The 12,974-nt window shown below is 65.0% G+C and carries 8 protein-coding genes and 3 rRNA genes; 7 read left to right on the forward strand and 4 right to left on the reverse strand.

The features are described from left to right. Positions 1–23 precede the first annotated feature (23 nt). From O1G22_RS32625 to O1G22_RS32635, 3 genes are all read right to left on the reverse strand, one after another. Positions 24–530, reverse strand: coding sequence for an HNH endonuclease (locus O1G22_RS32625; protein ID WP_225100725.1), 507 nt, complete (start codon positions 528–530; stop codon positions 24–26). 168 nt (positions 531–698) lie between these two features. Continuing rightward, entirely contained in the window at positions 699–1,238 is a 540-nt protein-coding gene (locus O1G22_RS32630) for a YbhB/YbcL family Raf kinase inhibitor-like protein (protein ID WP_270084594.1), read from the reverse strand. 45 nt (positions 1,239–1,283) lie between these two features. Then, positions 1,284–2,066: a sporulation protein gene (locus O1G22_RS32635; RefSeq protein WP_270084595.1), complete on the reverse strand. Its 783-nt coding sequence runs from the start codon at positions 2,064–2,066 to the stop codon at positions 1,284–1,286. 100 nt (positions 2,067–2,166) lie between these two features. Between O1G22_RS32635 and O1G22_RS32640 the strand changes: the two genes are divergently transcribed. From O1G22_RS32640 to O1G22_RS32665, 6 genes are all read left to right on the forward strand, one after another. Then, positions 2,167–2,817, forward strand: coding sequence for a DNA-3-methyladenine glycosylase (locus O1G22_RS32640; protein ID WP_270084596.1), 651 nt, complete (start codon positions 2,167–2,169; stop codon positions 2,815–2,817). 517 nt (positions 2,818–3,334) lie between these two features. Next, positions 3,335–4,860 (forward strand): 16S ribosomal RNA (locus O1G22_RS32645). Positions 4,861–5,164: 304 nt separating this feature from the next. Then, a 23S ribosomal RNA gene (locus tag O1G22_RS32650) occupies positions 5,165–8,287 on the forward strand. Between the two features lie 104 nt (positions 8,288–8,391). Beyond that, a 5S ribosomal RNA gene (gene rrf, locus O1G22_RS32655) occupies positions 8,392–8,508 on the forward strand. Together the 16S, 23S and 5S rRNA genes form the textbook arrangement of a ribosomal RNA operon. Before the next feature lie 180 nt (positions 8,509–8,688). After that, positions 8,689–9,816, forward strand: coding sequence for a hypothetical protein (locus O1G22_RS32660; protein WP_270086611.1), 1,128 nt, complete (start codon positions 8,689–8,691; stop codon positions 9,814–9,816). Continuing rightward, the gene (locus tag O1G22_RS32665; protein WP_270086612.1) at positions 9,708–10,490 is read left to right on the forward strand and encodes a tetratricopeptide repeat protein; all 783 of its coding nucleotides are present in this window, start codon (positions 9,708–9,710) and stop codon (positions 10,488–10,490) included. Before O1G22_RS32660 ends, O1G22_RS32665 begins: the two co-directional genes overlap by 109 nt. Positions 10,491–10,573: 83 nt before the next feature. Here O1G22_RS32665 and O1G22_RS32670 read toward each other — a convergent pair whose 3' ends face one another. Further along, the gene (locus O1G22_RS32670) at positions 10,574–11,857 is read right to left on the reverse strand and encodes a DUF1015 domain-containing protein (RefSeq protein WP_270084597.1); all 1,284 of its coding nucleotides are present in this window, start codon (positions 11,855–11,857) and stop codon (positions 10,574–10,576) included. A gap of 73 nt (positions 11,858–11,930) precedes the next feature. On the opposite strand from O1G22_RS32670, the gene O1G22_RS32675 reads away from it, so the two are divergent. After that, entirely contained in the window at positions 11,931–12,959 is a 1,029-nt protein-coding gene (locus O1G22_RS32675; protein ID WP_270084598.1) for an HAD-IIA family hydrolase, read from the forward strand. Positions 12,960–12,974: the final 15 nt, after the last annotated feature.

Consider the following 12,974-nt stretch of genomic DNA (forward strand, 5'->3'; position numbering starts at 1 on the left):
TCAGGGGCGCGAGGCCGTATCGATCAGGCGGCATCCCGAGCAAGCCACTCAGGAAGCGCAGCGAAGTCCTCCTGCCCCAAGGCCAAGAGCATCGCGTCCGCGGGAGTGGGCTCGAACGGCTCCCGAAGCAGAGCCATCCCCGCCTCCTCCGGAGTCCGGTTGGCCTTCCGGTGATTGTCCTCCGCACACGCGGCAACGGTATTCAGCCACGTGTCCTGCCCACCCTGCGCCCGCGGCAGCACATGGTCCACCGTCGTGGCCCTGCGCCCGCAGTACGCGCACCGGTGCCGGTCCCGGACCAGCACCCCCCGCCTCGACCACGGAGCTTGTCTTCGGAACGGCACCCGTACATACCTGCACAGCCTGATCACCCGCGGCGCCGGTATGTCCACATCGGCACCGCGCATCCGCAGCTCGGGATGGGCCTGCTCGACGACGGCCTTGTCCTGCAGCACCAGAACGACGGCTCGGTTCAAGGTCACCGTCGACAGCGGCTCGAAGCTCGCGTTCAGAACCAGCGTGTCACGCATCCAGCCCACCTCCCGTGTGCACCTGCCCACCCCCCGGCGGGCTTGGATCAACTCTGGACGGGCGCGCCGAGATGGACAACGCAATAAAAAATGCCCGCCTCCGATCACTTCCAAGACCGGAGGCGGGCAAACGTTCAATGAACGCTTGGCTGAATCGCGATGGTGCGCTCAGCCCTGCGCGGGGTTCTCGTACTCGCCGATGAGCTGGGCACGCGCGATCGCGTGGAATCGCAGATTGAAACCGACGACGGCCGGCGAGACATCGGCGTCCGGACCGAGCTTCTCCTGGTCCACCGCGTACACCGTGAAGACGTAACGGTGCGGCCCGTCCCCGGGCGGCGGCGCGGCACCGCCGAAGTCCTTCGACCCGTAGTCGTTGCGCACCTGCACCGCACCCTCGGGCAGCCCCTCGAACGCGCCGCTGCCCGCACCCGCCGGCAGCTCCGTCACCGAGGCCGGGATGTCGAACAGGACCCAGTGCCAGAACCCGCTCCCCGTCGGGGCATCCGGGTCGTAGCAGGTCACGGCGAAGCTCTTGGTCCCCTCCGGGAAGCCCTCCCACCGCAGCTGCGGCGAGGTGTTGCCCTTCGCGTAGACCTGAGCGTCCTTGAGCTTCGCACCCTCCTCGATGTCCGCGCTCGTCACCGTGAACGACGGCACGGGCGGATGGAAATCGTGGGGGAGCGGCCGCCGCTTGAGCTCGGTCACCTCGGTACCTCCTGATCGATGATCTGGAATCAGCAGTTCCCGAGCCTAGAACCAGTTGCGCTTGCTGCCGACCTCGGACAGCCACTGGTTCAGATAAGCCGCCCAGTCGGTCCCCTGCCAGTCGTTCAGCCCGACCTGGAAGGACCGGTAGGTGTCCGAACCCTCGCTGAACAGACCCGGCTTCTTGTCCATTTCAAGGACGACGTCCATCGCGTACGCGTCGGCAACGAAGCTCAGCTCGACCTGGTTCAGCCCCCGGTACTGCGCCGGCGGGTGGAACTCGATCTCCTGGTAGAAGGGCAGCGACTGCCGTGTCCCCCGGATGTGACCGCGCTCCATGTCCGCGTTCTTGAAGCGGAAGCCCAGCTGGATGAAGGCGTCCAGGATCGCCTTCTGCGCCGGCAGCGGATGCACATTGATGGGGTCGAGATCGGAGGAGTCCACAGCCCGCGCGATGGCCAGCTCGGTCGTCACCCCGATGTGCATCCCGCGCAGCGCCTGCCCGTCGATCATCGTGACCGGCGTCTCCCAGGGAATCTCCAGCCCGAACGGCACCGCGTGCACCGCGCCCGCCTGCAGCTCGAAGGCACCACCGAGCCGCACCTTCGTGAACTCGATGTCCTGCTTGTACTCCTGGTCGCCGCTCTCCACCTCGACCTTGGCCTGGAGCCCGACCGACAGCCCCTCGATGTCCTGGTTCACGGACCCGCCCTGGATCCGCACCTCACCCTGGACGACGCCACCCGGCACCACGTTCACCTCGGTCAGCACGGTCTCGACCGAGGCCCCGCCGGCCCCCAGGCTCGCGAGCAGCTTCTTGAACGCCATTGACTCTCCCTTTACGAAGGAACCTCGACCCCTACAAACGCATCCGCCCCCCGACCGGTTCCGCCGGCGCCATGCCCGCTCTCCATTACCCTCGGACGACATGATCGCGCCCCCGGACCGTACGCCTCTGCCCAGAGAGTTCTTCGACCGCCCGGTCCTCGAAGTGGCCCCCGACCTCCTCGGCCGCATCCTGGTCCGTACGACCTCCGAGGGCCCCATCGCCGTCCGCCTCACGGAGGTCGAGGCGTACGACGGCCCGAACGACCCCGGCTCCCACGCCTACCGCGGCCGCACCGCCCGCAACGAGGTGATGTTCGGGCCGCCCGGCTACGTGTACGTCTACTTCACCTACGGCATGTGGCACTGCATGAACCTCGTCTGCGGTCCCGAAGGCCGCGCGAGCGCCGTCCTGCTCCGCGCCGGCGAGGTGGTCGAGGGCGCGGACCTGGCCCGTAAACGTCGACTTTCGGCCCGCAACGACAAGGAACTCGCCAAAGGACCGGCTCGCCTGGCCACCGCCCTGGGGGTCGACCGTGCCCTGAACGGCACGGACGCCTGCGCCTCCGGCGAGACACCCTTGCGGATGCTGACCGGCACGAAGATCCCCGCTCACCAGGTACGGAGCGGTGCCCGCACCGGAGTCGCCGGCGAAGGCGGCAACGGCGATGTCCATCCGTGGCGTTACTGGGTTGCCGACGATCCGACGGTGAGCCCCTATCGGGCCCATGTACCGAGGCGGCGCCGAAGTTGACGCGTGCCTGGAAGGTGCGTAACGTATCCCAAGCCGCTGAACCGGGTACGGCAATCGCCAGCAGCCGGAGCGGCCACCCCACTACCTAGCTACAACCCCTTCGCCGGGGTCGATTTCGGCGCGCCCGCGTGCCCGAAATTCGAACCCGCGAGACTCGATTATGAGTCGCCGAAGAAATGAGCTAACGTAGTGAATGTCGAAAGGCCGACAGGCGAAAGCCCAAAAGCTCGAAGACAACCCGCCGACCGGGAATCAGACGCCGAAAGGATCTGATAGAGTCGGAAACACCGAAGGGAAGCCCGGAGGAAAGCCCGAGAGGGTGAGTACAAAGGAAGCGACCGTTCCTTGAGAACTCAACAGCGTGCCAAAAATCAACGCCAGATATGTTGATACCCCGTCTCCAGCATCTGCTGGGGCGAGGTTCCTTTGAAATAACACAGCGAGGACGCTGTGTGCGAGAGGATCATTCCTCCTCTTGCACCGCTCTCGTGGTGTTCATCCCGATCACGGGAAAACATTCACGGAGAGTTTGATCCTGGCTCAGGACGAACGCTGGCGGCGTGCTTAACACATGCAAGTCGAACGATGAAGCCCTTCGGGGTGGATTAGTGGCGAACGGGTGAGTAACACGTGGGCAATCTGCCCTTCACTCTGGGACAAGCCCTGGAAACGGGGTCTAATACCGGATACGAGGTTCGGAGGCATCTCCGATCCTGGAAAGCTCCGGCGGTGAAGGATGAGCCCGCGGCCTATCAGCTTGTTGGTGAGGTAATGGCTCACCAAGGCGACGACGGGTAGCCGGCCTGAGAGGGCGACCGGCCACACTGGGACTGAGACACGGCCCAGACTCCTACGGGAGGCAGCAGTGGGGAATATTGCACAATGGGCGAAAGCCTGATGCAGCGACGCCGCGTGAGGGATGACGGCCTTCGGGTTGTAAACCTCTTTCAGCAGGGAAGAAGCGCAAGTGACGGTACCTGCAGAAGAAGCGCCGGCTAACTACGTGCCAGCAGCCGCGGTAATACGTAGGGCGCAAGCGTTGTCCGGAATTATTGGGCGTAAAGAGCTCGTAGGCGGCTTGTCACGTCGATTGTGAAAGCCCGAGGCTTAACCTCGGGTCTGCAGTCGATACGGGCTAGCTAGAGTGTGGTAGGGGAGATCGGAATTCCTGGTGTAGCGGTGAAATGCGCAGATATCAGGAGGAACACCGGTGGCGAAGGCGGATCTCTGGGCCATTACTGACGCTGAGGAGCGAAAGCGTGGGGAGCGAACAGGATTAGATACCCTGGTAGTCCACGCCGTAAACGGTGGGAACTAGGTGTTGGCGACATTCCACGTCGTCGGTGCCGCAGCTAACGCATTAAGTTCCCCGCCTGGGGAGTACGGCCGCAAGGCTAAAACTCAAAGGAATTGACGGGGGCCCGCACAAGCGGCGGAGCATGTGGCTTAATTCGACGCAACGCGAAGAACCTTACCAAGGCTTGACATACACCGGAAAGCATTAGAGATAGTGCCCCCCTTGTGGTCGGTGTACAGGTGGTGCATGGCTGTCGTCAGCTCGTGTCGTGAGATGTTGGGTTAAGTCCCGCAACGAGCGCAACCCTTGTTCTGTGTTGCCAGCATGCCCTTCGGGGTGATGGGGACTCACAGGAGACCGCCGGGGTCAACTCGGAGGAAGGTGGGGACGACGTCAAGTCATCATGCCCCTTATGTCTTGGGCTGCACACGTGCTACAATGGCCGGTACAAAGAGCTGCGATACCGTGAGGTGGAGCGAATCTCAAAAAGCCGGTCTCAGTTCGGATTGGGGTCTGCAACTCGACCCCATGAAGTCGGAGTCGCTAGTAATCGCAGATCAGCATTGCTGCGGTGAATACGTTCCCGGGCCTTGTACACACCGCCCGTCACGTCACGAAAGTTGGTAACACCCGAAGCCGGTGGCCCAACCCCTTGTGGGAGGGAGCTGTCGAAGGTGGGACTAGCGATTGGGACGAAGTCGTAACAAGGTAGCCGTACCGGAAGGTGCGGCTGGATCACCTCCTTTCTAAGGAGCACTTCTTACCGGGTTCGCTCGGTCAGAGGCCAGTACATCGGCGAACGTCCGGTGCTGGTTGCTCATGGGTGGAACGTTGATTATTCGGCACGGTCCAGGATGGACCAGGCGCTAGTACTGCCCCTTCGGGGCGTGGAACGCTGATCTGGTCGGCTGATCGTGTCGGGCACGCTGTTGGGTGTCTGAGGGAATGGTTTTTCCTCAGTCGCCGGCCCCAGTGCACTCGGACCGTTGGTTCGGGGTGATGGGTGGCTGGTCGTTGTTTGAGAACTGCACAGTGGACGCGAGCATCTGTGGCCAAGTTTTTAAGGGCGCACGGTGGATGCCTTGGCACCAGGAACCGATGAAGGACGTGGGAGGCCGCGATAGTCCCCGGGGAGTCGTCAACCAGGCTTTGATCCGGGGGTTTCCGAATGGGGAAACCCGGCAGTCGTCATGGGCTGTCACCCTTGCCTGAACACATAGGGCAAGTGGAGGGAACGAGGGGAAGTGAAACATCTCAGTACCCTCAGGAAGAGAAAACAACCGTGATTCCGGGAGTAGTGGCGAGCGAAACCGGATGAGGCCAAACCGTATGCGTGTGAGACCCGGCAGGGGTTGCGCATGCGGGGTTGTGGGATCTCTCTTCCACGGTCTGCCGGCCGTGGGACGAGTCAGAAACCGTTGATGTAGGCGAAGGACATGCGAAAGGTCCGGCGTAGAGGGTAAGACCCCCGTAGTCGAAACGTCAGCGGCTCGTTTGAGAGACACCCAAGTAGCACGGGGCCCGAGAAATCCCGTGTGAATCTGGCGGGACCACCCGCTAAGCCTAAATATTCCCTGGTGACCGATAGCGGATAGTACCGTGAGGGAATGGTGAAAAGTACCCCGGGAGGGGAGTGAAATAGTACCTGAAACCGTGTGCCTACAAGCCGTGGGAGCGTCGGAATGTGCTTGCACATTCTCGTGACTGCGTGCCTTTTGAAGAATGAGCCTGCGAGTTTGCGGTGTGTTGCGAGGTTAACCCGGGTGGGGAAGCCGTAGCGAAAGCGAGTCCGAACAGGGCGATTTTAGTAGCACGCTCAAGACCCGAAGCGGAGTGATCTAGCCATGGGCAGGTTGAAGCGGAGGTAAGACTTCGTGGAGGACCGAACCCACCAGGGTTGAAAACCTGGGGGATGACCTGTGGTTAGGGGTGAAAGGCCAATCAAACTCCGTGATAGCTGGTTCTCCCCGAAATGCATTTAGGTGCAGCGTCGTGTGTTTCTTGCCGGAGGTAGAGCACTGGATAGGCGATGGGCCCTACCGGGTTACTGACCTTAGCCAAACTCCGAATGCCGGTAAGTGAGAGCGCGGCAGTGAGACTGTGGGGGATAAGCTCCATGGTCGAGAGGGAAACAGCCCAGAGCATCGACTAAGGCCCCTAAGCGTACGCTAAGTGGGAAAGGATGTGGAGTCGCACAGACAACCAGGAGGTTGGCTTAGAAGCAGCCACCCTTGAAAGAGTGCGTAATAGCTCACTGGTCTAGTGATTCCGCGCCGACAATGTAGCGGGGCTCAAGCGTACCGCCGAAGTCGTGTCATTGCAGCATATAGCCCCAACGGGTGCTGTGATGGGTAGGGGAGCGTCGTCTGCCGGGTGAAGCAGCACCGGAAGGTAGTTGTGGACGGTTGACGAGTGAGAATGCAGGCATGAGTAGCGATTCACACGTGAGAAACGTGTGCGCCGATTGACTAAGGGTTCCTGGGTCAAGCTGATCTGCCCAGGGTAAGTCGGGACCTAAGGCGAGGCCGACAGGCGTAGTCGATGGATAACCGGTTGATATTCCGGTACCCGCTGTGAAGCGTCAAACATCGAATCCAGTGATGCTAAGCCCGTGAAGCCGCCTGCCCCCAGCTTTGCTGTGGGTGGGAGTGGTGGAGCCGGTGACCCGAGCTGGTAGTAGGTGAGTGATGGGGTGACGCAGGAAGGTAGTCCATCCCGGGCGGTGGTTGTCCCGGGGTAAGGGTGTAGGCCGCAAGGTAGGCAAATCCGCCTTGCATACGGCTGAGACCTGATGCCGAGCCGATTGTGGTGAAGTGGATGATCCTATGCTGTCGAGAAAAGCCTCTAGCGAGTTTCATGGCGGCCCGTACCCTAAACCGACTCAGGTGGTCAGGTAGAGAATACCGAGGCGTTCGGGTGAACTATGGTTAAGGAACTCGGCAAAATGCCCCCGTAACTTCGGGAGAAGGGGGGCCACGCCTGGTGATCCGATTTACTCGGTGAGCTGGGGGTGGCCGCAGAGACCAGCGAGAAGCGACTGTTTACTAAAAACACAGGTCCGTGCGAAGCCGTAAGGCGATGTATACGGACTGACGCCTGCCCGGTGCTGGAACGTTAAGGGGACCGGTTAGCTCACTTTCGGGTGGGCGAAGCTGAGAACTTAAGCGCCAGTAAACGGCGGTGGTAACTATAACCATCCTAAGGTAGCGAAATTCCTTGTCGGGTAAGTTCCGACCTGCACGAATGGCGTAACGACTTCTCGACTGTCTCAACCATAGGCCCGGTGAAATTGCACTACGAGTAAAGATGCTCGTTTCGCGCAGCAGGACGGAAAGACCCCGGGACCTTTACTACAGTTTGATATTGGTGTTCGGTTCGGCTTGTGTAGGATAGCTGGGAGACTTTGAAGCAGGCACGCCAGTGTTTGTGGAGTCGTCGTTGAAATACCAGTCTGGTCGTGCTGGATGTCTAACCTGGGTCCGTGATCCGGATCAGGGACAGTGTCTGATGGGTAGTTTAACTGGGGCGGTTGCCTCCTAAAGGGTAACGGAGGCGCCCAAAGGTTCCCTCAGCCTGGTTGGCAATCAGGTGTTGAGTGTAAGTGCACAAGGGAGCTTGACTGTGAGACCGACGGGTCGAGCAGGGACGAAAGTCGGGACTAGTGATCCGGCGGTGGCTTGTGGAAGCGCCGTCGCTCAACGGATAAAAGGTACCCCGGGGATAACAGGCTGATCTTCCCCAAGAGTCCATATCGACGGGATGGTTTGGCACCTCGATGTCGGCTCGTCGCATCCTGGGGCTGGAGTCGGTCCCAAGGGTTGGGCTGTTCGCCCATTAAAGCGGTACGCGAGCTGGGTTTAGAACGTCGTGAGACAGTTCGGTCCCTATCCGCTGTGCGCGTAGGAGTCTTGAGAAGGGCTGTCCCTAGTACGAGAGGACCGGGACGGACGAACCTCTGGTGTGCCAGTTGTTCTGCCAAGGGCATGGCTGGTTGGCTACGTTCGGGAGGGATAACCGCTGAAAGCATCTAAGCGGGAAGCCTGCTTCGAGATGAGGACTCCCACCCACTTGATGGGGTAAGGCTCCCAGTAGACGACTGGGTTGATAGGCCGGATCTGGAAGCCAGGTAACTGGTGGAGGTGACCGGTACTAATAGGCCGAGGGCTTGTCCTCAGTTGCTCGCGTCCACTGTGTTAGTTCTGAGGCAACGACCGTTGCCGACTTTGAGCAGAACGCATAACAGAAAAGTGTGCTTGTTCGCTCGAAACCATTAGGGTTTCGGTGGTCATAGCGTGAGGGAAACGCCCGGTTACATTCCGAACCCGGAAGCTAAGCCTCACAGCGCCGATGGTACTGCAGGGGGGACCCTGTGGGAGAGTAGGACGCCGCCGAACAATCTTTGGAGGACCCCTGGTCCCAGCGTTCAGCTGGGACCAGGGGTCCTTTTGTTTTTACAATGCTTGCGGTACCGAAGACAGGAGTCACCATGTCCACCAACTCTCCCGACGACCGACCGGAGCGCGACCAGCGGCGACGGGACAGTGGTGACCGCGGCGGCTACCGCGGGGACCGCCGTGACAGCGACCGCCGTGGCAGTGACCGTGGTGGTTACGGTCGGCGCGATGACAACCGTGGCGGCGGTTATGGCGATCGCGGTGGTTTCCGGCGTGAGGACGACCGTGGTGGCTACGGGCGCCGTGACGACCGCCGTGACGACCGGCGCGATGAGCGTCGCGACGACCGGCGTGATGACCGTCGTGGTGGTGGTTACGGCGAGCGTCGTGACCGTGGTCCGCGTCCGGCGTTCCAGCGGGACGACCGTGACCGTGGGCCGCGTCGTGACGACCGCCGCGACGACCGGGGCTTCCGGCGCGACGACCGCGGTGGCGACCGGCCGGCCGTCCGCCGCGACGACGACCGCCGTGGCAGTGACCGTGGTGGTTACGGTCGGCGCGATGACAACCGTGGCGGCGGTTATGGCGATCGCGGTGGTTTCCGGCGTGAGGACGACCGTGGTGGCTACGGGCGCCGTGACGACCGCCGTGACGACCGGCGCGATGAGCGTCGCGACGACCGGCGTGATGACCGTCGTGGTGGTGGTTACGGCGAGCGTCGTGACCGTGGTCCGCGTCCGGCGTTCCAGCGGGACGACCGTGACCGTGGGCCGCGTCGTGACGACCGCCGCGACGACCGGGGCTTCCGGCGCGACGACCGCGGTGGCGACCGGCCGGCCGTCCGCCGCGACGACGACCGCCGTGGTACCGACCGTGGTGGCTACGGTCGGCGCGATGACCGTCGGGACGACCGTCGGGACGACCGGCGTGGTGAGGACCGTGGCGGCTTCCGGCGGGACAGCGACCGCGCTGAGCGCGGTGAGCGTGGTGACCGCGGCGGGTTCCGGGGCCGGGACGAGCGTGGTGCCCGTGGGCCGCGGCGGGACGACCGCGGTGGGCGGCCCGGTGGTTTCCGGCGTGACGACGACCGCGGTGGCTACGGGCGCCGCGACGACCGCCGTGACGACCGCCGTGGCGGTGGCCGCTTCCGCGATGAGCGCGACCGTGACCGGGACCGCGACCGCGAGCCGATCAAGCGGCTGCCGATCCCGGAGGACGTCACCGGCGACGAGATCGACAAGGACGTTCGTCAGGAGCTGCAGAGCCTGCCCAAGACGCTCGCGGACGATGTCGCCAAGAACCTGGTGATGGTCGCGCGGCTCATCGACGAGGACCCCGAGGGCGCGTACGGCTACTCCAGGGTGGCCCTGCGCCTGGCGTCCCGCGTGGCCGCCGTACGCGAGGCGGCCGGATTCGCCGCGTACGCCAACCAGAAGTACAGCGAGGCCCTCGCCGAGTTCCGTGCCGCGCGCCGGATGACCGGCAGCGTGGAGCTGTGGCCGGTGATGGCCGACTGCGAGCGTGGGCTCGGGCGGCCGGAGAAGGCGCTGGACATGGCCGGCGCCCCGGAGGTGCACAAGCTGGACAAGGCCGGTCAGGTCGAGATGCGGCTCGTCGCGGCCGGCGCCCGGCGTGACATGGGCCAGCTGGACGCGGCCATCGTGACTCTGCAGAGCCCCGAGCTGGCGTCCAACTCGGTGCAGCCGTGGACCGCGCGCCTGCGCTACGCGTACGCCGACGCTCTGCTGGCCGCCGGCCGGGAAGGCGAGGCGCGGGACTGGTTCGCCAAGGCCGTCGAGGCCGACCGGGACGGCAGTACGGACGCCTCGGACCGGCTCGCCGAGCTGGACGGCGTGGAGTTCGTCGACGCCCTCGACGAGACCGGGACCGAGGGTGGCACCGAGTCGTCCGCGCACGTCTCCGAGGAGGACGACGACAAGGACGCTGACAAGGATGACGACAAGGACGACGACAAGGACTGACGTCCGTCACTGAGAAGAGGGCAGGCTCCCCGCGGAGCCTGCCCTCTTTTTTGTATGCCGCTGCATGCCTGTATGCCGTCGGCTCAGATCTCCAGCGCCCGAAGCACCAGTCCCGACGCCGGCTTGGGGCCGAACGACGTCGATTTGCGGGGCATGGTCACGCCCTGGCGGGCCAGGTCGCGTACGACCTCCTCGCGGACGGGGTGCATCAGGACGGCCGTACCGCCGTCGCGTTCCGCCTTGGTGACCGTCGCGGCCGTGTCGTGGATGTAGGCGATGTCGGCGGGTGAGTCCTCGGGGATGTGCCAGACGTGGTCGAGGAGCGTGGCGTGCAGGACCGTGGCGTCCAGGGAGCGCCAGGCGGTGGGGCGGTCGGCCGGGATCGTGCGGGCCAGCAGGTCCGGGTCCGGGCGGTCGAGCAGGTGGAAGGCGCCGTCGCCGGCCAGCAGGAAGGCGTTGCCCGTGCAGGTGGCGTCCGCGAGCACCTCCAGGGCGTCGGCCAGGGGCACGTCGAGGCGGCGTATCCGGAACAGGCCCTCCACGGCGGACAGCGCGTCCGCGACCGGCAGGCGGTGCAGCAGGCGGTGGATGGCGCGGACGCGCAGCGGGTAGCGGGCGGTGTCGACGAGGAGCACCAGGCCGTAGTCCCAGGGTCCGGGGGAGGGCTGTTCCGCGCGGAGCAGCCGGTAGGTGGCCCAGCGGTGGTGGCCGTCGGCGATGAGGGCCTGGTGCCGGGCGAGGTCCGTCTGGATGCGGTTCAGGTCGGCTGGGTCGGTGACCGACCACAGGCTGTGGTGGAAGCCGTCCTCGGTGGTCGTGGAGAGCAGCGGGGGCTTCTCCGCCGTACGCTCGATCACCTCGGCGGTGGTGCCGTTGCCGCGGTAGGTCAGCAGCAGCGGTTCCAGGTTCGCGCGCGTGGCGCGCATCAGGGCCGCGCGGTCGGCGACCACGGGGGGCATGACGTCCTCGTGCGGCAGCACCACGCCCTCGGCCGGCTCCGAGATCCGCAGGGTGCCGATGACACCGCGCTGGAGCATGCCGCCTCCGTCCCGCTGTTCGTAGACGTACAGGCAGGGTTCGGGGTCCGCGGTGAGGATGCCCTCGGCCAGCCAGCGGCGCAGGGTGTCGGCCGCCTGTTCGGTACCGGCGCTCGGGGTGCCGGCCTGGGGCAGGATCAGCCGGACGATGTTGTGCGGGTCGGCGGACTGGAGGTGGTGCACCCCGTCGGGCCGTACGACGACGTCGTACGGCGGGGAGGTGACGGCGGCGAGGCTGCCGACCCGTTCGGGGTCGTAGCGAAGGCCTCGGAACGGCGTGAGTTCCAGGCCTCGGGGCGCCCTTGCTTCCGAGTGACCTGCGGTATTCATCCCGGCATCGTACGTGTGTCAGTGGCGTGCGGGATGATCGGGGGAAAGGCGATCGAACGAGGAGCGATGTGGAATGAGCCAGGCGGTCAGGACGAGGCCCGAGGGCAGTGGGCAGCCCCTGAGCGAGGCGTACGACACGGCGCTGCTCGATCTGGACGGGGTGGTGTACGCGGGCGGGAACGCGATCGTGCACGCGGTCGACTCGCTGGCGGTGGCGCGTGCGGGCGGGATGCATCTGGCGTACGTCACGAACAACGCGCTGCGGACGCCGGACACGGTGGCGGAGCACCTCACAGAGCTGGGCATACCGACAGGCGCTGACGATGTCATCACGTCCGCGCAGGCGGTGGCGCGGCTGATCAGCGAGCAGGTGCCGGCGGGGGCGCGGGTGCTGGTGATCGGTGGTGAGGGGCTGCGGGTGGCGCTGCGCGAGCGGGGGCTCACGCCCGTGGAGTCGGCGGACGACGATCCGGCGGCGGTGGTGCAGGGGTTCGGCGGGCCCGAGCTGACCTGGGGGCGGTTCGCGGAGGCGTCGTACGCGGTGGCGCGCGGGGTGCCGTGGTTCGCGTCCAACACGGATCTGACGATTCCGAGCGGGCGGGGCATCGCGCCGGGCAACGGGGCGGCGGTGGAGGTCGTGCGGATCGCGACGGGCAAGGAGCCGCAGGTCGCGGGCAAGCCGCTGCCGCCGATGCACAGGGAGACGATCATACGTACCGGTGCGAAGCGGCCGCTGGTGGTCGGGGACCGGCTGGACACGGACATCGAGGGGGCGTTCAACGGCGGGGTCGATTCGCTGCTCGTGCTGACCGGCGTCACCGACGGCGCCCAGCTGCTGGCCGCGCCGCCGCAGCACCGGCCGACGTACGTGGACGCGGATCTGCGCGGGCTGCTCACCGGGCAGCCGGAGGTCGACCCGCTCACGGAGGGCTTCCGGTGCGGTGGCTGGACGGCGACGGCCGGCGCGGACCGACTGGAGCTGGAGGGTGACGGCGAGCCGCTGGACGGCCTGCGGGCGCTGTGCGCGGCGGCCTGGACGGCGGCGGGCGAGGGTTCCTGCGAGCTGGACGGGGGGAAGGCGCTGGCACGTCTCGGACTGTGACGCTTATGCACCCAA

Source organism: Streptomyces camelliae (genome assembly GCF_027625935.1).
Classification (GTDB): Bacteria; Actinomycetota; Actinomycetes; order Streptomycetales; family Streptomycetaceae; genus Streptomyces; species Streptomyces camelliae.

Coding starts and splice junctions, on each gene's coding strand:
- O1G22_RS32635 (WP_270084595.1), bottom strand. CDS start 2,066: ATGGCGTTCAAGAAGCTGCTCGCGAGCCTGGGGGCCGGCGGGGCCTCG.
- O1G22_RS32675 (WP_270084598.1), top strand. CDS start 11,931: ATGAGCCAGGCGGTCAGGACGAGGCCCGAGGGCAGTGGGCAGCCCCTG.
- O1G22_RS32640 (WP_270084596.1), top strand. CDS start 2,167: ATGATCGCGCCCCCGGACCGTACGCCTCTGCCCAGAGAGTTCTTCGAC.
- O1G22_RS32625 (WP_225100725.1), bottom strand. CDS start 530: ATGCGTGACACGCTGGTTCTGAACGCGAGCTTCGAGCCGCTGTCGACG.
- O1G22_RS32670 (WP_270084597.1), bottom strand. CDS start 11,857: ATGAATACCGCAGGTCACTCGGAAGCAAGGGCGCCCCGAGGCCTGGAA.